A 20,745-nucleotide genomic window follows, 5' to 3' on the forward strand; every position below is an offset into this window, starting at 1 on the left:
CCGTCAGCCCCGGGCTGCGCGCACGGTGAAGTCGGTCTTCTGGGCGGCGAAGGGATCGACGTCGTCCACCAGCCGGCCCAGCGGGAAGAGCCCTTGGAAGGGCGGCGCCTCGCCGTAGAAGACGACGATCACGCCATTGGGCTCGAACCAGGCCAGATCGCCCACCTGGGGCTCATAGCCATCGGGCATCCCGGCGGTGGACAGCGGCTCGCGCAGGGTGGCGATCTTCTCCGCGCCGTTGAAATCGCTGAAGTCCAGATCCTGTGGCAGCTGCTTGAACAGGTCGCTGGCCGCCCGGCTGTCATTCAGCTCGGCCCGGATCTGCCGGTCGGCGCGGGTGAACACGATCTCCATGGTGGGCTCCACTTCTGACGGACGAGCTGGGGTCGTCGGGGCGTGGGCGGTACCGGCCTGGGCCACCCAGACCGCACCGGTGGTCAGCGCCAGGGCCACGCCACGCAGGAACATGGCACCAGTCTGCGTCGCTTCGGGCGCGATGACCAGCCCTGGGCGGCCGACCGTACAGTTGGGTGCCATGGAATCCCTGCCCGCTGATCCCGCCATCGCCTCCCCGATCGACGGGCACCTGGACCACGACATCCCTTGGGCGATGCAGTTTGCCGTCCGCTACGACAAGACCCGCCCGGCCAGCCACATCGACACCTGCGAGGCGGTCGCCAGGGCCGCCGTCGGCCTGATCTCCTCCACCGAGGCCCGGGCGGGTGAGTGGCGGGAGGCGGTGGACTTCTGGCGCGACGGCCGGATCCGCAAGCTGGTGCGCCGGGCCCGGGGTGCCGTGCGCTGGGATGAGGTGCAGGCCGTCCCCGGCGTCACCGTGCAGCAGGGCGGCGACGACGAGGAGGGGGTGGCGGGCGCCCGGGCCTTCGTGCCGGCGCCGGTCCGACCGCTGGATCCGATCCTGAAGAAGCTGCAGGTGGAGGGCACCGAATTACCCGACCTGCACCCCAGCCGCACCGTGGATGCGCTGGTCACGGTGGGGATCAGCCCGAACATCACCATGACCACCGGCAAGGCCGCCGCCCAGTGCGCGCACGCCGCCCAGCTGGCCTGGGAGGCAATGGACGAGCCCACCCGCCAGACCTGGGCAGCCGACGGGCACCGGCTGCGGGTGGAGGTGATTGACGAGGCCCGCTGGGCCACCGACCCCGGCCGGGTGCAGGTGGTGGACGCCGGCTTCACCGAACTGGACGGCCCGACGGAGACCACCCGCGCCTGGTGGTGAGGCAACCGAGCAGGCCCGGCCCAGCGTAGAGGCTGGCAATTCCGACGGTCCCCTGGGCACTTGCGGGTTCCGACGTCCTTGGGCTGAATCCGTCTGGTCCGCCAGAATTGCACCCTCGGCGTCCAGAAATCTCACCAGATGGTGATCATCGGGGAATAGTCCGGCCTCTGGCAGGGTTGTGCCCCACAAGAGAAGGTCTCGACACACGAAGGACATCATCGTGGGCAACCTGCGTCAGCTACGCACCATCCGCACCGCCGTCAGCGGCCTGCCGATGGACGCCTGCCGCATGTGCGCCTGTCACCCGCTGTGTCGCTGCCCCGAGCGCCCCGCCTGTCACTGACACCGCGCTCTGCTGTCTCGGCTCGCTGACCTTCCGCGACGCCTGACGCCCCGCCACTGAAGGCCCCGGCAGTCTCGGGGCGGTTCGGGCACCTGAATCCCCCCTCGACAAGCTCGGGGATCGTGCTCGGGTGCTGCGTCGGGCTCGGAGCATGCTCGCATTGCTGCTCCGGGCTCGGGGATTCTCGCCACCCCTCCAACACGCCACCGCTTTACTTACCCCCAGAAGAAGGACACTCCCATGGTCTACACCGGCCTGCTGCTAGGCATCATCTTTGGTTTCGTGCTGCAACGCGGGCGATTCTGCGTCACCGGAGCCTTCCGTGACGTCTGGATTGCCCACAAGACGCGTTGGCTGGTTGCCTTCCTGATCACCATCGCCGTCCAGGCCGTCGGCGTCACCGCGCTGCAGAGCGCCGGGCTGATCACGCTGAACTTCAGCCACCTGCCCTGGCTTGCGGTGATCGTCGGATCGCTGGTCTTCGGCATCTCGATCGTCGCCGCCGGCGGGTGCGCGACGGGTACCTGGTACCGCGCCGGTGAGGGCCTGGTCGGCTCCTGGATCGCGCTGGTCGGCTATGCCGTCGCCGCCGCGATGATGAAGTACGGCGCCCTCAAGCCCATCAACGATGCGGTGCGCGATGTCACCGTCCCGGTCACCACCATCCACGGCGCGCTGGGCATCTCCGCCTGGGTCCTGGTGGCCCTGCTGGTGGCTGGCGTCGGCTACGCCGCCTGGCGAGACCTGAGCCGCAGCAAGCCGATGGCCGCGCTGCCCGCCCAGAAGACCGGCCTGTCCCACGTGCTCTTCGAGAAGCGCTGGCACCCCTTCGTCACCGCCGTCGTGATCGGCCTGATCGCGATTGCCGCCTACCCGCTGAGCTTCGCTGCCGGCCGCAAGTCCGGCCTGGGCATCACCACCCCGTCGGCCAACCTGACCTCCTACCTGGTCACCGGCAACGGCCAGCGCGTCGACTGGGGCGTGCTGCTGGTGCTGGGCATCCTGGCCGGCTCCTTCATCGCCGCCAAGGCGTCGGGAGAGTTCAAGGTTCGGGTGCCCGACGCGACGGTGGTCAAGCGCTCCGTCCTGGGCGGTCTCGGCATGGGCGTCGGTGCGGCCTGGGCCGGCGGCTGCACCATCGGCAACTCGATGGTGGAAAGCTCCCAGTTCACCGTGCAGGGCTGGCTGGCCTTCCTGTTCACCCTGCTCGGCGTCGGGATCGGCGCCCGGATCTTCCTGCCCACCAAGCGCCCGGCGCCGGCCACCCGGCCGGCCCCCGTCGCCGTCCCCGCCTGACCCAGCAAACTCGCAAGAACCGAATCCACAAGGAGAAATGACATGGCCAAGCACATTCTGGAAACCGCCGGCGAGGTTTGCCCCTTCCCGCTGATCGAGGCCAAGCAGGCGATCGCCACGCTGAGCGTCGGCGACGAACTGGTGATCAATTTCGACTGCACCCAGGCCACCGAGTCCATCCCCGAATGGGCCGCGGAGGCCGGCTACCCGGTCACCGAGTTCACCAAGGCGCCCGACTTCGGCTGGACCATCACGGTGCAGAAGGCCCACTGATCGGCCGAGCCTGACTGGCCGCAAGAGCAGCGAGGGCCGCTTCCCCTTCCGGGGGAGCGGCCCTCGTCCTTGCCGGCGCAGGTCAGTCGTCCAGCACGCCAAGCCCGACCAGCCAGGCGCGGGTGTCGGCGTCGGAGCTCCACAGCCGGGCCCGCCAGCCGCGCTCCCGGGCGGCGGCGACATTCTCCGGCCGGTCGTCGATGAAGTGCAGCTCGGCCGGGTCGGTGCCCAGCGCCTGCTCGACGTGCGCGAAGATCGCCGGATCGGGCTTCAGCAGCCGCAGCGCACCGGAGATGAAGCGCCCGTCGATGAACTCGCGCCAGTCGGATTCGTCGACGGTCTGCTCGAAGACGGCAGCGGCATTGCTCAGCAGCCAGACCGGCTGTGGCTTGTCCGCCAGATCGGCCAGGATCTGTCGCGCGGCCGGGCGCAGCGTGGTCCACAGTCGGGAGTCGAAGCGGGCCAGGTCGTCGGCCACCTCCTCGCTGATGTTGACGCCGGCCCCGTCCGCCACTCGTCCCCAGTAGTCCAGGTTGCTCGCGCCGTGATCCCAGTCCAGTCGCTCGGACCAGTAACGACGCGCTATCTCGTGCGGTGCCACCCCGAGTCGCTTGGCGGCGTCCCGGATCTGCGTCGTCTCCTCCACCAGCACGCCGCCCAGATCGAAGATGATGGTCTGCATGTCGAGAGCCTAGGAGCCCACCGGGGCAGGGGCAATGATTGGTCTCAGCCCATGTGGCGCGGCGTCGCCTCGGTCTGCTCGGCCCAGGCCGGCGGAATGTACATGCAGGTCGGGTCGCTGGCCAGGTAGTCCCCGGTCATCGCATAGGCCGTCGAGCGGGAGCCGCCGCACATCCGGTTGAACTCGCACACCCCGCACTTGCCCTTGAACTCGTGCGGCTTGCGCAACGCCCGGAAGACGGGCGAATCGGTGTAGATCTCGTGGAAGGGGGTCTGCTTCACATTGCCGCAGTGCTTGGGCAGGAAACCATTGGGGTAGACATCGCCCAGATGGTCGATGAAGGCAAAACCGGAGCCGGAATTCACCGCCATCGGCGCACGCGGACGGCGGGGCTTCTCGGCGTGTGCGCCGAGCAGCCGGGTGGTCTCGGCGGTCAGGTAGTCGTACAGCTCGCCGCGGTGGGCCACCTGGTCGGGGATCGGCTCGCCATTGCGGGCCCGCTCGCGCTGGATGGCGATCCGTCGGTACTGGGGCGCCTCGGTGGTCTTGATCGCGATCCGGTCGGAGATGTCGTGCAGCCAGTTGAGCACGTCCTCGCGCTCCTCCGGGTTGAGCGCATTCAGGTCGGCGCCGCGGCCGGTGGGCACCAGCATGAACGTGTACCACATGAAGGCACCCATCCCCAGGACGGTCTGCAGCAGGGCCGGGGCCTCGCGGATGTTGCCCTTGGTGAAGACCGAGTTCACCTGCAGCCGGAAGCCCTCCTGGCGCATCCACTGCGACGCCTCGATCGACGCGTCGAAGGTGCCGGGGAAACCGCGGAAGGCGTCGTGGGTCTCGGCGGTGGCGCCGTCCAGGCTCAGGCTGATCGCCTTGCCACCGGCCTCGCGCATCTCGTGCAGCCGCTCGGGGGTCACCAGTGGGGTGATCGACGGGGAGAGCGAGATGCTGAGCCCCTTCTCGGTCCCGTAGCGGCACAGCTCGGCCAGGTCGTCGCGCTCGAAGGCGTCGCCGCCGGTGAAGACCACCAGCGGGCGGGGTGCCTCGTAGGCGGCCAGGTCATCCAGCAGCGCCTTGCCCTGCTCGGTGGTCAGCTGGTCGGGGTGGGCGCGGTGCTGGGCGTCGGCCCGGCAGTGCTTGCACACCAGCTGGCAGGCTCGGGTGGTCTCCCAGATCACGATGAAGGGCTTGGTGTTCAGGTCGTGCTTGATGGTGCGGACCACCGGCGCATGATGCGGATGACCGGGATGGCCGGGGTGGCCTTGCGCGGAAGCTTCCTCCCCATGGGGATCCTGGGTGAGCTCCGGGGTGGTGGTGGTCACTGTGCATCCTTCTCATTGAAGTTGGTGATGATCTGCTGGGCCGCCTGCTGGCCCGATTTCACGGTGGCGCCGATGCCCAGGCCGTCGACGCTGCAGCCGGCGATGTGCAGGCCGTTGATCCGGGCCAGGGCCTCCCGCGCGGTGGCGACGCGTTGCTTGTGGCCCGGCTGGAGTTGCGGCATGGCGTCGGGCCAGCGGTGCACGACGCTGACCTGCGGGCGGCCGGTCAGCCCGGTCAGCTCGGCCAGTTCGTCGGCCACCCGGCTGGTCATCTGCTGCTCGGTGAGGTCGTCGGCAAGGGTGTTGCCGGTGCGTCCGACCGATGCGCGCAGCAGATGGTGGGTGGCACCCAGCCCGCGCCACTTGCGGCTCAGGTTGGTGGCGGCCTTGAAGGTGCGGGCGCGCATGCTGGGCAGCAGGATGCCGTTGTGCTCCCGCAGGATCCGATTCTCGGCGACCTGTGACGGGTCATAGCCCAGCACGACGGTGGCGACGGAGGCGGTCGGGACGGCGTCGTAGAGTGCCGCGGCCTCGGGGCAGTGCGGCCGCAGCAACTCCGCGGAGATCTTGCCCGGGGTGGTCAGCAAGACCTCGTCGGCCTCCAGCCGCTCGCCGGAGCCCAGGATGAGCACCCAGCGGTCGTCCAGCCGGTCCAGACCCGTCACGGGGCTGTTGGTGCGCAGCTCGGCACCGCCCTGGGCGGCCAGCGCCTGGGGGAAGGCCTGCAGACCGGTGGGCCAGCTGGCGAACATCGGCATCGGCGATCCGCTGGGGGCCGGGTGGGCGGGGGTGTCCTTGGGGGCCAGGGCGGGAACAACCCGCCCCACCACCCGGGCGACCGGCCGAGGAAGCTGCAGGTTCTTCAGCAGCAGGGAGACACCGTTGGCGGCATCGGGGGCCAGCTGCGGCGCGGTGGCCTGCAGGGAGAGCCGGTGCACGTCGCCGCCGTGCAGGTTGCCCAGCAGCGGGTCGACGAAGGTGGCGGTCACCTCCTTGCCGAAGCGGCGGGCGGTGAAGTCACCGACGCTGACATCCTCGGTGATGCGGCGGCGCGCCATCACGGGCTCCAGCCCGGCGCGCAGGATGCCCAGCGGGGTGAGGATTCCGGACTTCAGTACCGGCAACACCTTGGTGGGGCCGGTCGGCCCGACGCCGGCGGGCAACGGCCGTAGCCCCTTGCGGGTGGCCATCACGGAACCTCCGGGGGCGGCGCCGACCACGTCGGCAGCCAGCCCGAGTTCTCGCACCAGGGCGGCGACATGCGGGGCACCGAGATGGACGGCTTCCGCTCCGACGTCCACCCGGGCGCCGTCGATCTCCAGGGTGCGCACCTGACCACCGACGTGATCCGAGGCCTCTAGGCAGACCACCTTGAAGCGACCGTCCTTGGCCAGTTCCCGGGCCGCCACCAGGCCGGTCATCCCAGCCCCGACCACCACTACACGACGCGCTGCCATGTGCCACCTCCCTGTGGCGGCGACTCTACCCGGCCCACTCCGTGAATAATCGGGCGGGGTGCCCTTCTTGCGGCGGGGCTCCCTCGACCGCCGGGCCGTGCAAAACCAGTGGTCAGACGATGATCGAGCGTGACCGATCCGGCAGCATGCCGTGTTCGATCCCCCAAGCGACGGCCTGCGAGCGGCGTTTCACCTTGATCTTGCGGTAGGCGGAGCGGATGTAGGACTTGACCGAGTTGGGGCTGAGATAGGTGTGTTCGGCAATCTCCGCATTGCTCATGCCCTGGGCGATCAGGGTCAGCATCTCCGATTCGCGCATGGTCAGCCCCACCATTCGGCCGGGCCAGTCCGCCTTGCTCCCGGATTGCTGGCCGGTGTGGGAGGAGACCCGCACGCAAGGCGTGATCAGCCGTTCACCACCGGCGATCCGCTGCAGGCTGGTGACCAGTTCGTCGGCGGTCATGGTCTTGGAGAGCAGACCGTCCACGCCGGCCGCCTCCGCCGCATCCACCATCGCCTGGGTGTGGTTCCAGGTGAACAGCACCACCTTGTCCACCTTGCCGTCGTTCAGCGGCTGGTGCACCGACGCGAGCGCGCGATCGCCCTGCCCGTAGGTGTCGTAGAGCGCAATGTCCACGGGGCTGATCACATCGGTGTTCGCGTCCATCTCGACGACGTCGATCTTGTCTGCATAGGGAGCCAGCATCTCCCGGATCCCGGCCAGCACGATCTCATAGTCGTTGACCAGGGCGATGCGCAATGGGGATGTCTTCACCCGGGCGATTATTGCACCCAGCAATGCCACGAATTCAACTGATGAGGGGGTGGTTGGGGGTGATGAGCCCAACTGAAGCTGAGAAATCACCCTTTTGGGTGTAGTGAATTTTACCGGAATGTGGCGACTTTGGACCCTCAGCAGAGCCTTGGCGGGCGGTGGGATGATGTCGCAGTGTTCTATGCCACCCATGTTTGCGTCGATCTGGCGGCCATCCGCCACAACCTGCTCGCTGTCCGGGAGCGGGTTGGCGATCGGCAGGTGTTGCTTGCGGTGAAGGGGAATGCCTACGGCCACGGTGCCGTGGAGGTGTCCCGGATGGTGCAGGGCACCGGCTGCGCCGACTGGTTGGCGGTGGCCACCGTGCCCGAGGCGCTGGAACTGCGGGAGGCCGGCATCACGCTGCCCATCCTCAAACTGTCACACTGCTTCGCCTGGGAGCTGGAGCCGGCGCTGCGGGCAGACATCACCCTGACCGTGGTGGATCGCCACACCGTCGAGGAGGCACAGCGGGCCGCTGCCGAGCTGGGGATCATCGCGCGGGTGCATCTCAAGGTGGACACCGGGATGCGCCGGATCGGCAGCGAGCCGGAGCAGGCCATGGAGCTGGTGCGCCGGATCGACGCCAGCCCGAATCTGGAGCTGCAGGGGCTGTTCACGCATCCGCCCGTCAGCGACGTCACCGAGGGCATCGACTACACCGTGGCCGAACTGACCGGCTTCCGAGAACTGGTCGGCCGGATCGAGGCCGAGCGGGGGCCCATCCAGCTGGTGCACGGCGCCCCCTCGGGCGTGATCCTGGGCCACGATCTGACCGGGATGACCATGGTGCGGGCCGGGATCATGGCCTACGGCTACTACCCCGACGCGAGCACGCCGCGGACGGTGGAGCTGCGCCGCCCACTGACCTGGCTCAGCCGGGTCACCTTCATCAAGAAGGTGCCGGCGGGCGAGACGGTGGGCTATGGCCGCACCTGGGCGCCCGAGCGGGACAGTTGGATCGCGACGGTCTGCATCGGCTACGCCGACGGTTGGAGCCGCAGCAACAGCAATGCCGGCCGGATGCTGGTGGGCGGGCGGAGCTACCCCGTCGTGGGACGGGTCTGCATGGATCAGGCGATGATCGACCTGGGGCCGGACGAGCCCACCGTCCGGGTTGGCGACGACGTGGTGGTGCTCGGCAGGCAGGGCGAGGCAGAGATCACGGCCGACGACCTGGCGGCCGTGATGGGCACCATCAGCTACGAGGTGACCTGCCTGATCACCATCCGGGTGCCGCGGATCTACTTCGACGACGAGAGCTGAGCTCAGCGTCGACGGTTGATGAACTGGCTCTTGGCGAAGGCGCCGGTGGACCACGTGGCCCAGCCGTCGGTGGCGGCACCCACGCCGCCGCCCACCAGCGGGATCTTCTTGCCGGCCAGCAGGGAGACCCGCTTGCCACCCACCTGGCCCATCATGTTGGCCAGCACCTTCTCGCTGATCGTGTTGTCCAGCTGGGGATCGTGCACCGGGGCGGTCGCGATGGCCAGCGCCGAGCTGGGCAGCTCCTGCTGCTCGATCGCCTCGCGGGCATTGCCCTCGCCCAGCAGGCACATCAGGATCGCGGAGCGCACCCGCGGATCCTCGATGTCATAGCCGCGCAGGTGCGCGACGGCCGCCACCATTCGGCACTGGACGATCGCGACGCCGGAGACATTGGCGGGAATGGAGACGGCCAGCGTCGCCAGCCCACCCAGATTGGTCAGGAAGCCCTGTGCCCCGGCCATCGCGACGTGCTGCTTCACGATCGCGTCGATGGCCAGCTCAGCGGAGCCGGTCTTCTGCAGGGCGTGGGCGGCGGTGGTCTTGGCGCCGGGTACCTTCCCGACCCCGTCAATGGCCAGGTCGAGGGCGCGACGCAGCACCGTCGTGGCCGCCCCGGGTGCGATGTTGGGTGCCTGGGCAAGGATGGTCTTGCCAATCTCCCGAGCGGTGGCCATGGTTCCTCCAAGTTTCTGGGTTGTTCGTCTCAACGGTAGTTGCTGCCGCCGCAGCTCCGTAGTGCGGCGGCCCCTGAGGCGCCCCTCATTCGCCGTCGGCGCAACCGAGACCCCGTTCGGCGGGCCGGCTCCCGTGCGGTCAGAATATGAACGGATCGTCTCATTGAGCGATCCGAGGCGCACGATGGAGGCACATCTACCCGGAGGCCCGCATGCCCAGCCAGACCGCACAGCTCATCATCGACGGCAAGACCTATGACCTGCCGGTGATCACCGGATCGATGGGGGAGCAGGCCATCGACATCACCCGGCTGCGCGCCGAGACCGGGCTGATCACCCTGGACGACGGCTACGCCAACACCGGCGCCTGCCAGTCCGCGATCAGCTACATCGACGGTGACCAGGGAATCCTGCGCTACCGGGGCGTGCCGATCGAGGAACTGGCGCAGCACAAGTCCTCCTTCGTCGAAACCGCGTGGCTGGTGATCTTCGGCAAGCTGCCCACCCAGGCCGAACGGGACCACTTCACCGAGCTGCTCACCAAGTACAGCGCGCTCCACCCAGACATGAGCAAGCACTTTGACGCCTTCCCGGAGAGCGGTCACCCGATGGCCATCATGAACTCCATGATCAATGCGATGAGCACCCACACTCGCCCGCGGATCACCGACGACGACAGCTTCCTGAGCGCCGCAGCCCACCTGATGAGCAAGGTGCGCACCATTGCCGCGGCCTCATACAAGTCCTACAAGGGCGAGCCGCTGATCTACCCGCGCCACGACCTGAAGTATGTGGAGAACCTGCTGCACATGATGTTCTCCCTGCCCTACAAGAACTATGAACCGTCGCCGGAGGTGCAGCGGGCGCTCAATCTGTTCTTCGTGCTGCACGCGGATCACGAGCAGAACTGCTCCACGTCGACGGTGCGGATGGTGGCCAGCTCGCAGGCCAACCTGTACACCGCCTGCTCCGCCGGGGTGGCGGCACTGTGGGGCCCGCGGCACGGTGGCGCCAACATGGCCACGGTTCAGATGCTGCAGAAGATCAAGGACTCCGGGATGAGCACCGACGAGTTCGTCGCCCAGGTGAAGGACAAGTCGTCGGGCATCCGGCTGATGGGCTTCGGGCACCGGGTCTACCGCAACTTCGACCCGCGCTCGCGGATCCTCAAGAGCGCCGTGCACGAGCTGTTGGAGGCGCAGGGTACGCACGATCCATTGCTGGACATCGCCCTGGAGCTGGAGGACGTCGCCCTCAACGATCCGTACTTCGTGGAGCGCAAGCTCTACCCCAATGTGGATTTCTACTCCGGCATCATGCTGCGCGCCATCGGCATTCCGCTGAACATGTACACCGTGATGTTCGCGATCGGCCGGATGCCCGGTTGGATCGCCAACTGGAAGGAGGTCAACGAGGACCCGTCGGGGCGCATCTACCGCCCGCGCCAGGTCTACGTCGGCCCAGATCAGGTGAAGTGGGTGCCGCGCCACCAGCGCTGAACAAGAAATTGTCGGTACCGAGTGACACACTCTGAGGCGTGCTTGCCCACGTCTTCGGCCCCTGGACCCAATGGCCGGAGCAGGACCTGATTGCCTTCTCCGAGGACTTCAACGAGGAATTGGCGCTGGCGGCCTACTGCTCCGGGATCTTCCCCATGCCCCTGCACGAGACGGGCTTCGAGGGGGAGATGGGTTGGTGGTCGCCGATGCAGCGCGGCGTGCTGCCGTTGGATCGGCTCCGGGTCACGCGCAGCCTGCGCAAGTCTGCGCGGCGCTACACGACGACGGTGGATGCCGCCTTCCGCCAGGTGCTGGACGGCTGTTCCGATCCGGAGCGGCCCGACGGTTGGATCGACGAGGAGATCCAAGAGGTCTACCTGCGGCTGCACGCGCAGGGCGTCACGCATTCGGTGGAGACCTGGGATGACCAGGGCCGGCTGGTGGGTGGGCTCTACGGGGTGTGCCTGGGCGGGCTGTTCGCCGGGGAATCGATGTTCCACCACCCGGAGCTGGGGCGCGATGCCTCCAAGGTGGCGCTGCTGCGGCTGGTGTCGGAACTGCGTCGCGACGGTGCCCCCCGGCTGCTGGACGTGCAGTGGCGCACCGACCACCTGGCGAGCCTGGGCGTGATCGAGGTGGAGCGGGTGGCCTACCTGAGCCTGCTGGACGGGGCGCTGGAGTTGCCGCCGGTGGACTGGGAGGCGTTGAGCGCCGAATCACCCGTTGGCAGTGCCAAGCTGCTGCGACGGCTGGCCGAGAGCGAGGACGAGCATGCCTGAACTGCCCGAGGTGGAGGCGCTGCGTACCTTCCTGGACGAACGGCTCACCGGCCGCAGCATGGCCCGGGTCAACCTGGCCGCCTTCAGCGCCCTCAAGACCTTCGAGTACCCGCTGGACTCCCTGCTGGGCCTGCAGATCGAGCGGGTGCACCGGCACGGCAAGTTCCTGGACGTCGAGGCCCAGGGGATGCACCTGTGCTTCCACCTGGCCCGGGCCGGCTGGGTGAGATGGCACGACGCCGCGCCGACGGGGGTGCCGAAACCAGGCAAGGGGCCGCTCAGCCTGCGGGTGGTGCTGGATGACGACGCCGGTTTCGACCTGACCGAGGCCGGCACCCAGCGCAAGCTCGCCCTCCATGTCGTTGACGACCCGCAGCGGGTGCCATTGATCGCCACGCTGGGGCCGGATCCGCTGGCCGACGACTTCACCCCCGAGGTCTTCGACCAGATCCTGACCAACGCCGGCAAGGCCCAGCTCAAGGGCGTCCTGCGGGACCAGCGCACCATCGCGGGGATCGGCAATGCCTATTCCGACGAGATCCTGCACGCCGCCCGGCTGAGCCCCTTCAAGGGCGCCAGCACCCTCACCGAGGAGGAGCGCCTGGGGCTCTACCGGACGCTGCGTGAGACGCTCGCCACCGCCGTCGCACACGCCACCGGGCTGGCCGCCAAGGAGTTGAAGGACAACAAGCGCAGCCACCTGCGCGTGCACGGCCGCACCGGAGACGCCTGTGCGGTGTGCGGCACGACGATCGCCGAGGTCAGCTTTGCCGACTCATCGCTGCAGTACTGCCCGGGCTGCCAGACCGGCGGCAAGGTGCTGGCAGACCGGCGGATGAGTCGACTGCTGAAGTAGGTCAGAAGGCCAGGTACTTGAAGAAGGGCAGGATCGGGGTCATCAGGCCGGTGCTCATCCAGAACATACCGAAGTTCATCGCAAAGTCGCTGAGCGCCTCGATCCGTCGGGACGGCTCCTTCAGCGCCAGCGCGACGGCCCGGATCGACGCGTACAGCAGGTAGGCCATCAGCGGGATGCCGATCAGGGCCATCCACCACAGGGCGCTGTGGCCGCCCCACATCAGCTGGTGGTTCATGCCACCGCCCATGCCGCCATGTGAACCGCCAGACATGCCGCCATGTGAGCCGCCGGACATCCCACCCATGGCCTTCATGTTCTGCATCTTCACCATCATCGCGGCCAGGTGCCAGGCCATCGCGGCGAACATCAGGGTGCAGCCGGTGGGGTGTGCCCGGTGGCCGGGCCGGGCCATCACCGCCAGGTAGCCGAACCAGATCACGCCCAGCACCATCAGGAAGATCGAGACCGGCACGGGGACCACGGTGCGGAAGGGCACCCAGATGTTCTTGGGCACCATCAGCAGCATGATCACGCTCATCAACCAGTGCAGTCCGTGCGAGATCCGGCCGCGGGCACTGGTGGCCTTCACCAGCTGGTAGGTCTCGTAGGCAGTGGTGAAGGCGAAGAAGATCAGCAGGCCGATGAACTTCACCGGGACGGCGCTCAGCGTGAACATGAAGGCTCTTTCTCATGGTGGGAAGCGGTTTCGTCCACCAGTCGTCTCCCGACGCCGAAGAGTTCCCGACTGTTGGAGATTTTTTCCTCGCCGCACGGTTCGGTTGGCGGCGGGACGGAGGGCAGGCTCGCTCGGAGTTGCCTAGAATCCCTCCCATGCTCGGATACTTCGGCCCGGCCGGCACCTTCACCCACCAGGCGCTGCTCAGCGTCAGCAGCGAGGAGGCGCATCCCTACCCGACGGTGGCGGCGGCGTTGGACGCGGTGCGCGCGGGCGAGGTGACGGCGGCGCTGGTGCCGATCGAGAACTCCGTCGAGGGTGGGGTCTCCGCGACGCTGGACAACCTGGCCGCTGGCGACCGGCTGATGATCATCCGGGAGGTCCTGCTGCCGGTGCAGTTCGGGCTGTACGTGCGGCCCGGCACTGGACTGGCCGACGTCCGGCAGATCCTGACCCATCCGCACGCCTACAACCAGACCCGCGACTGGGTGGCCAGCAATTGCCCGCAGGCGCAGGTCACTGAGGGCGGCTCCACGGCCGCGGCCGCCGCCGAGGTGGCCGATCCGCAATCCCGGCACGACGCCGCGATCTGCGCCGCCGTCGCCGGTGAGATGTACGGCCTGGTGGCCGCCGCCACCGCCATTGCCGACAACGAGGCCGCGGTCACTCGCTTCGTGTTGGTGGCCAAGCAGGGCCCGCCCACCGAACGCACCGGCGCGGACAGGACCACGCTGGTCGCCTACATGCGGGAGAACCACCCGGGTGCACTGCAGGAGATCCTGGACCAGTTCAGCGTCCGTGGCGTGAACCTGAGCCGGATCGAGTCCCGCCCCACCAAGACCACGCTGGGCAACTACTGCTTCTCGATCGACGCGGAGGGGCACCTCTTGGATTCCCGGATGGCCGACGCGCTGGTGGGCCTGCACCGGATCTGCAAGAAGGTGGTCTTCCTGGGCTCCTATGCCCGGGCCGATCGGGTGAAGCCGCGGGTACCTGCCGGCTCCACCGACGCCGACTATGCCGAGGCGATGACGTGGCTGGAAACGCTGCGCAATACCGGACGGGATGATGCCTGATGCCCATGCAGTACACCTGTGAGGTGGAGATTGCCGCGCCCCGCGCCCGGGTGCTGGCGCTGATGACCGATCCCGAGCGGGCCGCCGAATGGCAGCCCGGCCTGGAACGACACGTCACCCTGCAGGGTGAGCGCGGCTCCGCCGGCTCGGTCAACGAACTGCACTTCGCCAACACCCCGGGCGATGGCGTGATGATCGAGAAGATCGAGCGGATCACCGACGACGCCCTGGACGTGGTCTACCTGCTCGGCCCGGTGCGCAATGTGGCCCACCACGGCTTCACCGAGCTGCCCGACGGCGGAACCAGGTGGAGCGCCGAGCACATCTTCCACCTGCCGCCCGGCATGCTCGAAGGGCTGGGGGAACAGGGCCAGGCCGCCTTCCGGCAGAACACCCAGCGCTCGATGGAGACCTTCCAGGCTTGGTGCGAGGCCAACGCCTGATCGATGGGCGCTGCCTCCCACAGGCCTTGGGCTCGGCCTCGAAATTCGTCCCCCTCGCTCAATCGGCGGGGGGGCTGGTGAGGCACACGTCGATGGTCTTGCCACCGCGCACCAGGTGTGTCACCTGCACACTGCGCTCTGTGTCGTGGCGGAAGGGCACCAGCGTCGCACCCGACCCCGCCGTCGTGCACCGTCACCAGGTTGCCCGCCCGGGTTGGCTCAGCAGGCGTCGGGTGTGCTCGTCGGGTAGCCGGAAGTGATGGGAGACGTGCAGGGGTTCACCGTAGTGGGCGCCGCGACGGCCGGGCGCACCGCGTCGAAGCGAGCCGACCAACGGGTGCGCCACAGCCACTCCAGCACGCCGATGGTCACCGCGGTCATCGTCAGGTCCAGCATGCCGGCGCTCGCGGTGACCGGGGCATTGGGGTCGGTCAGGCCGAGCAGTTCATAGCCGAAGGCGAACAGGTTGTTGATGGCATGCCACGCGATCGCGACCTCCAGCCCGCCGGTGCGCCAGACCAGGTAGGTGGCGCCCAGGGCGAAGGCGCCGGTGCCGGCCAGTCCCCAGGCGTTGTAGTCATGGCCGGCGACGAACAGCGGCACGCTCAGCAACACGCCCCACAAGGGGGAGCGCAGCCAGCGGCCGATCACCTGCGGCAACAGACCTCGGAAGAGGTATTCCTCTCCCGCCGCCTGTACCGGCACCAGCAGCAGTACCACGAGTGCCAGCCAGCCGGCATTGGCCAGCGGCCGGACGGGGGTGGGCTCCAGCAGCAGCGAGCCGGCGCCGAAGAGGGCCAGCAGCACGATCGTCGGGGTGAGCGCCCGGGCGAAGAGGGCCCAGCGGAAGCGGCCCGTCACCGAGTCCAACCCACCCCGGCGGCCCGTCATCCGCACCGCCCAGCGGCAGGCCGGCACCAGGATTGCCAGCATGGCCAGCATGATCACCAGGGCGGCCGGTTGGTCCGGGGCCAACTGCTCGTTGGCCATGGCCTGGTTGATCGCCTGTTCCCACTGGGGGTTGGAGACGCCGACCAGGATGATGACGAGCATCATCGCCACGAAGAGCCCGACATAGGCCAGCACCGCCAGCAGCAGGGTCGCGATCGGGCGCCCCCAGCCGGGGGTGGTGCGCGCCAGCCGGTGGTAGCGCAGCGGCTCCGTACCCGGGATGGTCACTGCGGTGGGGGTCATTGGAGTGGTGCGGTTGCTCATGGCTTCATTCTTCTTGCGCCACAGCCCGGGCACTGCCCGCCGCGGGGCGACAATCGTCGCGTCGATGGGTGGTTGCCGGGATCAACCTTTGGCCGACAGGGCAGTGGCCGACGGGCCCCTAGATTGGGGCCCATGTCCACCCTTGCTCCGGTGCCCACCCGGGCCCGCCGTCGTTGGCCGCATCACCTGGCCACCGCCGCCCTGGTGGTGCTGTTCTGGGCGGTGGGGGGCATCGCCTTCTTCGCGTTGGCCAATTCGTTCTACCCGAACCTGGAGGGCATTCCGCCCCGGGACAATGCGCTGTTGGTGGCCGACGTCGTGCTGGGGCAGGTCAGCTGTCTGCTGCTGGTGCTGGTCCGCAGCCCGCGTCGTGGCCGTGCGGGCTGGGCCGCTCTGGCGGTGATGGCGGGGAGCGCCGTCTCATCCTGGGCCTTCGCTGTGGTGGTCTACACCCTCGTGCACGTCGCCTCCTGGCGGGACAGGCGTTGGCTGGTGGCGCTGAATGCGGTGGCGCTGGTGGCGGGCCTGGCCTCCCTGTGGGTGATGCCCGGCTCCACCTTCGGCCCGTGGGAGGTGGTGGGGGTGGTGGTGATGCTCGCGCTGCTGAACCTGTGGGGCCTCTACCGCGGGCAGAAGATCGCCCTGGTGGACTCCTACCGGGAACAGGCCGAGACCCTGCGCCGCGAACAGGCGGCGGTGCTGGCCCGGACCCGGGCCGAGGAGCGCACGGTGATCGCCCGGGAGATGCACGACACCCTCTCCCACCGGCTGGCGGTGATCAGCCTGCACGCCGGCGGGCTGTCGATCCGGCCCGACCTGCCGCCGGAGAAGGTCGCCGAGGCCGCGGTACTGATCCAGACCACCGCCCAGGCCGCCAGCCGGGAACTGCGCGACCTGCTCACTGTGCTGCGCAATGATCCCGCGGACCGCACCAGCCCCTTCACCCTGGCGGATCTGGATACCGTCCTGGCGGAGGCTCGCCGGGTCGGCGTCGACGCCGGGCTGCGGCTCGAACCGAGCCTGCGCAGTCGACTGGAATCCTTGCCCCAGCAGCGATCTGCTGCCCTGATGCAGGCCGTGCGGGAGGGCTTGGCCAATGCGCTGAAGCATGCGCCCGGGCTGCCCGTCCGGGTGGATCTGGCCGAGGAACACGACGGGGTGCGGGTGCTGGTGACCAATCCATTGGCGGCCGAGCCGTCACGGCTGGCGGGCGGTCATGGCCTGGTCGGTCTGGACGAGCGGCTGCGGCTGGCCGACGGGCGGCTGCGGCATGGAGTCGCCAAGGGGCACTACCGACTGGAAGCATGGGTGCCATGGAAGTGACCCGGGTGCTGCTGGCCGACGACGAGGCGCTGGTGCGTGCCGGGCTGCGGATGATCCTGGACGGCGCCAACGCCATCAGCATCGTCGGTGAGGCCGGCGACGGGCTGGCGGCGGTGCAGGCCGTCCAGACCCTGAAGCCCGACGTGGTGCTGCTGGACATCCGGATGCCGGGGATGGACGGGATCGAGGCGGCCCGGCGGATCACGTCGCAACCCGACGCCCCGGTCGTGGTGATGCTGACCGCCTTCGACACCGAGGACTTCGTCGCCGACGCCCTGGCCGCGGGCGCGCAGGGCTTCCTCCTGAAGAGCGCCCCACCGCAGGAGATCATCGACGCGGTGCCCGCGGCGCTGCGCGGCGAGATGCCCTTCACCCCGGAGGTGCTGCGACGGGTGGCCGGGCTCGCCGCGCGCACCAGCCAACCCCGGCACGAGGCGGCGGCGCTGGCCGAGCTGAGCGAACGCGAGCTGGAGGTGGCGCTGGGCGTCGCCGACGGGCTGGCCAATGCCGAGATCGCCGCAAGCCTCAACCTGTCGCTGGCGACGGTGAAGACCTACCTCAACCGGATCTTCGACAAGACCGGCGCCGATTCCCGGGTGCAGCTGGCCCTGCTGGTGGAGCGCGCCCGGCTCACCGGCAACCTGCCCGGCTGAGGCCGCGGCACGGCCACGGTCGGCGCAGAGCAGCCGGGCTCAGCTGGCGCCGACCACCTGGTGCGGCACGTAGTGCTCCTCCAGCGCCGCGCACTCGTCGGCGGTGAGTTCCAGCTCCAGCGCGGGCAGGGCAGAGGTGATGTGCTCCGGCTTGGTGCCACCGATCAGCGGGGCGGCGACCGGATCACGGGAGAGCAGCCAAGCCAGCGCCACCTGCGCCCGGGGCACGCTGCGCTGCTCGGCCACCAGGCCAACCGCGTCGACGATCTTGCGATCCGTGTCCTGGGTGGAGTCGTACTTCTGCTTGGCGATCACGTCGCTCTCCGCCCGCTGGGAACTGCTGTTCCAGTCTCGTGCCAGACGCCCGGCGGCCAGCGGGGAGTAGGGCGTGACACCGATCCCCTTCGCCCGGCACAGCGGCAGCATCTCCCGCTCCTCCTCGCGGTAGAGCAGGTTGTAGTGGTTCTGCATGCTGATGAAGCGGCTCCAGCCATGCTTCTCGCTGACGTGCAGGGCCTCCAGGAATTGCCAGGCGAACATGGCCGACGCGCCGATGTAGCGGGCCTTGCCCGAGCGCACCACGTCGTTCAGCGCCTCCATGGTCTCCTCGATCGGGGTGTCGTAGTCCCAGCGATGGATGATGTAGAGATCGACATAGTCGGTGCCCAGCCGGGTCAGGCTGGCGTCGATGGCGCTCATGATGTGCTTGCGGGACAGGCCGTGCCCATTGGGCCCCTCGTGCATGGTGCCGTGCACCTTGGTGGCCAGCACGATCTCGTCGCGGTTGGCCATCTGCTTGAGGTGCTTGCCCAGGATCTCCTCGCTGCCGCCCAGCGAGTAGACGTCGGCGGTGTCGAAGAAGTTGATCCCGGCATCCAGGGCGGTGCGCATCACCTCGCGTGAGGCGTCCTCGTCGATCACCCAGTCGTGGATCCAGCGGCCGGGCTGGCCGAAGCCCATCGTGCCCAGGCAGATCCGGGAAACCTCCAGGCCGGTGTGGCCGAGCTTCGTGTACTGCATTGTGTTCTCCTTCCGGTCGGTTCGACAGGCTCAGGGATTCGATGTCAGATCAGGTTGAGGGCGGCGAAGGCCCTTGCCAGACCATCCTCGTCGACGTGGCTGGTGGTCATGGTCGCCTCGGCCTTGACGCTGTCCGGGGCATTGCCCATCGCGACGCTGGTTCCGCAGGCCGCGAAGAGCGGCAGGTCGCTGCGGGCGTCGCCGAAGGCGATCAGGTTGGCCCGGTCGGCTCCCAGGTGGGCGGCCAGCCGGGCGGCGGCGGCGCCCTTGTCGATGCCGATCTGCCCGATCTCGCCGAATTCCGGCACCAGGCCGTTCATCGACCAGGTGTCGATCTTGGCGCGCCCCTGGAAGCGTCGGGCCAGAGCCTCAAGATCAACACCCCCGACGGGCAGCGCGAAGCTGATCTTGTTGACGTCATCCAGCCGCTCGGGGCGCCGATCGGTGGCGACGGGCATCAGGGCGTGGGCGGCGGCGACACCCGCGGGGGAGTCGTCGCCCATCAGGCGGGCCATCTCCGGCATCAGTCGCTCATTCATCCACAGGCCACTGGTGGCCTCCAGGTAGTAGCCCAGACCCAACGAATCCATCCACTCGACGGCCTCGCGGACCACGTCGGCATCGAGGGTCTGGACGAAGATCGGCTCCCCGGCCAGCTCGATGTAGGAGCCATTGCCGCCGATCAGCCCGTCGAAACCCAGCTCCCACAGGTGCGGATAGATCTCGGGACGGCTGCGGCCGGTGCACAGGAAGAGCCGGTGGCCATTGGCCCGGGCGCGACGGACGGCGTCGGCGGCGCTGTCCGGCAGCACGGTCCGGGTGTTCACCAAGGTGCCGTCGACGTCCAACAGGACGGTGCGGAAAGGGGTGGTCTCTGGGCTCATGGCTGGTCTCCTTGGGGCTGGGCCTGCAGCCGCTCGCCGGCGGTCAACCGGGCCACGTGCATCGCCAGATAGGTGGTTTCACTACGGGTTACGGGGTTTCCCAGGCGAAGTTCCAGGACTTCGGCGATGTGCCGGGCGCAGCGGGCGGCATCCGGATAGGCCTGCTCCATCGTGGCCGCCAGCGGATCCAGGTCGTCGGTCAGCTGGGTCTGCTGGCTGGCGCGGACGAAGAAGTAGCGCAGGTGGGTGATGAAGCGGGCCGCATTGGCCGATTCCCGGTTGATCGGGTGGCCGGTGGCGGAGTCGATGATGTCGAAGACCTGGCCGAAGACGCCGGTCATCTGGTAGGTCTTCGAGAGGTCCCCGGTGTTGAACGACGCGTTGACCAGGTGCAGGGCGATCGGCATTGCCTCGTCCGGGTCCAGCGGGTGCTCCACCTCGGCATTCACCGTGGTCAGGATGCGTTCGGCCAAGGCCACCTCGCGTGGGTAGAGGTGTACCACCTCGGCCCGCAGCGGGTAGTCGACGACGATGTTGGCCTGGGTGCGTTTGATCGCGAAGCTCAGGTGGTCGGCCAGACCGACGACGGTGCTGGAGGGCAGCGGCCCCTCCAGCTCGTCGCGGAGGTCTTCCAGAGCGCCTGCCGCCAGGTCGACGTGCTCCGGCGGGATGGAGGCCAACAGCTGGCCGAAGTTGGCCGCATTGCGACCTTCGTCGGGCACGAAGGTGCGCACCACCTTGCTCGCGTCCACCGGCTGACCCGCCTTGGCCTGGAAGCCGAGACCGCGTCCGGTCAGCACCACCTCCTGGCCCGCGTCATTGCGGGCCAGCACCACATTGTTGTTGAAGACGCGCAGCAGCTCCATCGAGATTCCTAGTCAGACGGGGTGCGTGGTGTTTTTCCCCCCCCTTTGTGTTTACGCCCCCAGGCCCCCCCCCCCCCCC

The 20,745-nt window shown here is 68.6% G+C and carries 23 protein-coding genes; 12 read left to right on the forward strand and 11 right to left on the reverse strand.

Features of this window, described 5'->3' with window-relative positions; genetic code table 11:
• Nucleotides 1-3 precede the first annotated feature (3 nt).
• Nucleotides 4-468, reverse strand: a complete 465-nt coding sequence (locus AAEX57_RS00610; RefSeq protein ID WP_342090292.1) for a cyclophilin-like fold protein — start codon at nucleotides 466-468, stop codon at nucleotides 4-6.
• Between the two features lie 142 nt (nucleotides 469-610).
• Between AAEX57_RS00610 and AAEX57_RS00615 the strand changes: the two genes are divergently transcribed.
• The 4 genes from AAEX57_RS00615 (at nucleotide 611) to AAEX57_RS00630 (ending at nucleotide 3,155) form a co-directional block, all read left to right on the forward strand.
• A complete protein-coding gene (locus tag AAEX57_RS00615; RefSeq protein WP_342090371.1) occupies nucleotides 611-1,243 on the forward strand; it encodes a peptidyl-tRNA hydrolase in 633 nt (210 codons plus the stop codon).
• Nucleotides 1,244-1,463: 220 nt separating this feature from the next.
• Entirely contained in the window at nucleotides 1,464-1,586 is a 123-nt protein-coding gene (locus AAEX57_RS00620; RefSeq protein WP_342090293.1) for a hypothetical protein, read from the forward strand.
• Nucleotides 1,587-1,826: 240 nt separating this feature from the next.
• Nucleotides 1,827-2,882 carry a YeeE/YedE family protein gene (locus AAEX57_RS00625; RefSeq protein WP_342090294.1) on the forward strand — a complete coding sequence of 352 codons (1,056 nt, stop codon included), beginning with the start codon at nucleotides 1,827-1,829 and terminating at the stop codon, nucleotides 2,880-2,882.
• Between the two features lie 42 nt (nucleotides 2,883-2,924).
• Entirely contained in the window at nucleotides 2,925-3,155 is a 231-nt protein-coding gene (locus AAEX57_RS00630) for a sulfurtransferase TusA family protein (protein WP_342090295.1), read from the forward strand.
• Nucleotides 3,156-3,237: 82 nt separating this feature from the next.
• Here AAEX57_RS00630 and AAEX57_RS00635 read toward each other — a convergent pair whose 3' ends face one another.
• From AAEX57_RS00635 to AAEX57_RS00650, 4 genes are all read right to left on the reverse strand, one after another.
• Nucleotides 3,238-3,837, reverse strand: a complete 600-nt coding sequence (locus tag AAEX57_RS00635) for an HAD-IA family hydrolase (RefSeq protein WP_342090296.1) — start codon at nucleotides 3,835-3,837, stop codon at nucleotides 3,238-3,240.
• 44 nt (nucleotides 3,838-3,881) lie between these two features.
• Entirely contained in the window at nucleotides 3,882-5,159 is a 1,278-nt protein-coding gene (locus AAEX57_RS00640) for a TIGR04053 family radical SAM/SPASM domain-containing protein (protein ID WP_342090297.1), read from the reverse strand.
• The gene (gene hemG / locus AAEX57_RS00645) at nucleotides 5,156-6,616 is read right to left on the reverse strand and encodes a protoporphyrinogen oxidase (protein WP_342090298.1); all 1,461 of its coding nucleotides are present in this window, start codon (nucleotides 6,614-6,616) and stop codon (nucleotides 5,156-5,158) included. The genes AAEX57_RS00640 and hemG overlap by 4 nt, the downstream gene beginning before the upstream one ends.
• A 112-nt stretch (nucleotides 6,617-6,728) precedes the next feature.
• Nucleotides 6,729-7,391 (reverse strand): response regulator transcription factor, encoded by a 663-nt coding sequence (locus AAEX57_RS00650; RefSeq protein WP_342090299.1) that lies wholly within the window; start codon nucleotides 7,389-7,391, stop codon nucleotides 6,729-6,731.
• A 174-nt stretch (nucleotides 7,392-7,565) separates the two neighbouring features.
• Between AAEX57_RS00650 and alr the strand changes: the two genes are divergently transcribed.
• Nucleotides 7,566-8,696: an alanine racemase gene (gene alr / locus AAEX57_RS00655; RefSeq protein WP_342090300.1), complete on the forward strand. Its 1,131-nt coding sequence runs from the start codon at nucleotides 7,566-7,568 to the stop codon at nucleotides 8,694-8,696.
• A gap of 2 nt (nucleotides 8,697-8,698) precedes the next feature.
• Here the strand turns inward: alr and AAEX57_RS00660 are convergent, their stop codons facing one another.
• Nucleotides 8,699-9,373 carry an EcsC family protein gene (locus AAEX57_RS00660; protein ID WP_342090301.1) on the reverse strand — a complete coding sequence of 225 codons (675 nt, stop codon included), beginning with the start codon at nucleotides 9,371-9,373 and terminating at the stop codon, nucleotides 8,699-8,701.
• Nucleotides 9,374-9,585: 212 nt separating this feature from the next.
• Here AAEX57_RS00660 and AAEX57_RS00665 point away from each other — a divergent pair, with 212 nt between their 5' ends.
• From AAEX57_RS00665 to AAEX57_RS00675, 3 genes are read left to right on the forward strand one after another with little or no spacing between them, the layout of a single operon-like run.
• Complete coding sequence (locus AAEX57_RS00665; RefSeq protein ID WP_342090302.1) at nucleotides 9,586-10,872, forward strand: citrate synthase; 1,287 nt, start codon at nucleotides 9,586-9,588, stop codon at nucleotides 10,870-10,872.
• Nucleotides 10,873-10,910: 38 nt separating this feature from the next.
• Nucleotides 10,911-11,651, forward strand: coding sequence for a leucyl/phenylalanyl-tRNA--protein transferase (gene aat, locus AAEX57_RS00670; RefSeq protein WP_342090303.1), 741 nt, complete (start codon nucleotides 10,911-10,913; stop codon nucleotides 11,649-11,651).
• Nucleotides 11,644-12,507: an Fpg/Nei family DNA glycosylase gene (locus AAEX57_RS00675; protein WP_342090304.1), complete on the forward strand. Its 864-nt coding sequence runs from the start codon at nucleotides 11,644-11,646 to the stop codon at nucleotides 12,505-12,507. The genes aat and AAEX57_RS00675 overlap by 8 nt, the downstream gene beginning before the upstream one ends.
• Nucleotide 12,508: 1 nt before the next feature.
• Here AAEX57_RS00675 and AAEX57_RS00680 read toward each other — a convergent pair whose 3' ends face one another.
• Nucleotides 12,509-13,186: a hypothetical protein gene (locus tag AAEX57_RS00680; RefSeq protein WP_342090305.1), complete on the reverse strand. Its 678-nt coding sequence runs from the start codon at nucleotides 13,184-13,186 to the stop codon at nucleotides 12,509-12,511.
• A 155-nt stretch (nucleotides 13,187-13,341) separates the two neighbouring features.
• Here AAEX57_RS00680 and pheA point away from each other — a divergent pair, with 155 nt between their 5' ends.
• Nucleotides 13,342-14,262 carry a prephenate dehydratase gene (pheA, locus tag AAEX57_RS00685; protein ID WP_342090306.1) on the forward strand — a complete coding sequence of 307 codons (921 nt, stop codon included), beginning with the start codon at nucleotides 13,342-13,344 and terminating at the stop codon, nucleotides 14,260-14,262.
• Complete coding sequence (locus tag AAEX57_RS00690) at nucleotides 14,262-14,705, forward strand: SRPBCC family protein (RefSeq protein WP_342090307.1); 444 nt, start codon at nucleotides 14,262-14,264, stop codon at nucleotides 14,703-14,705. The genes pheA and AAEX57_RS00690 overlap by 1 nt, the downstream gene beginning before the upstream one ends.
• 219 nt (nucleotides 14,706-14,924) lie before the next feature.
• Here the strand turns inward: AAEX57_RS00690 and AAEX57_RS00695 are convergent, their stop codons facing one another.
• Entirely contained in the window at nucleotides 14,925-15,920 is a 996-nt protein-coding gene (locus AAEX57_RS00695; protein ID WP_342090308.1) for a CPBP family intramembrane glutamic endopeptidase, read from the reverse strand.
• A gap of 132 nt (nucleotides 15,921-16,052) precedes the next feature.
• Here AAEX57_RS00695 and AAEX57_RS00700 point away from each other — a divergent pair, with 132 nt between their 5' ends.
• Both AAEX57_RS00700 and AAEX57_RS00705 read left to right on the forward strand, forming a co-directional pair.
• Nucleotides 16,053-17,243 carry a sensor histidine kinase gene (locus tag AAEX57_RS00700; protein ID WP_342090309.1) on the forward strand — a complete coding sequence of 397 codons (1,191 nt, stop codon included), beginning with the start codon at nucleotides 16,053-16,055 and terminating at the stop codon, nucleotides 17,241-17,243.
• Nucleotides 17,225-17,896, forward strand: a complete 672-nt coding sequence (locus AAEX57_RS00705) for a response regulator transcription factor (RefSeq protein ID WP_342090310.1) — start codon at nucleotides 17,225-17,227, stop codon at nucleotides 17,894-17,896. Before AAEX57_RS00700 ends, AAEX57_RS00705 begins: the two co-directional genes overlap by 19 nt.
• A 39-nt stretch (nucleotides 17,897-17,935) precedes the next feature.
• Here the strand turns inward: AAEX57_RS00705 and AAEX57_RS00710 are convergent, their stop codons facing one another.
• From AAEX57_RS00710 to AAEX57_RS00720, 3 genes are read right to left on the reverse strand one after another with little or no spacing between them, the layout of a single operon-like run.
• A complete protein-coding gene (locus AAEX57_RS00710) occupies nucleotides 17,936-18,916 on the reverse strand; it encodes an aldo/keto reductase (protein WP_342090311.1) in 981 nt (326 codons plus the stop codon).
• A gap of 44 nt (nucleotides 18,917-18,960) precedes the next feature.
• Nucleotides 18,961-19,800, reverse strand: coding sequence for a Cof-type HAD-IIB family hydrolase (locus AAEX57_RS00715; RefSeq protein WP_342090312.1), 840 nt, complete (start codon nucleotides 19,798-19,800; stop codon nucleotides 18,961-18,963).
• A complete protein-coding gene (locus tag AAEX57_RS00720) occupies nucleotides 19,797-20,666 on the reverse strand; it encodes a PRD domain-containing protein (RefSeq protein WP_342090313.1) in 870 nt (289 codons plus the stop codon). The genes AAEX57_RS00715 and AAEX57_RS00720 overlap by 4 nt, the downstream gene beginning before the upstream one ends.
• Nucleotides 20,667-20,745: the final 79 nt, after the last annotated feature.

Source organism: Luteococcus sp. H91 (assembly GCF_038433135.1).
Classification (GTDB): domain Bacteria; phylum Actinomycetota; class Actinomycetes; order Propionibacteriales; family Propionibacteriaceae; genus Luteococcus.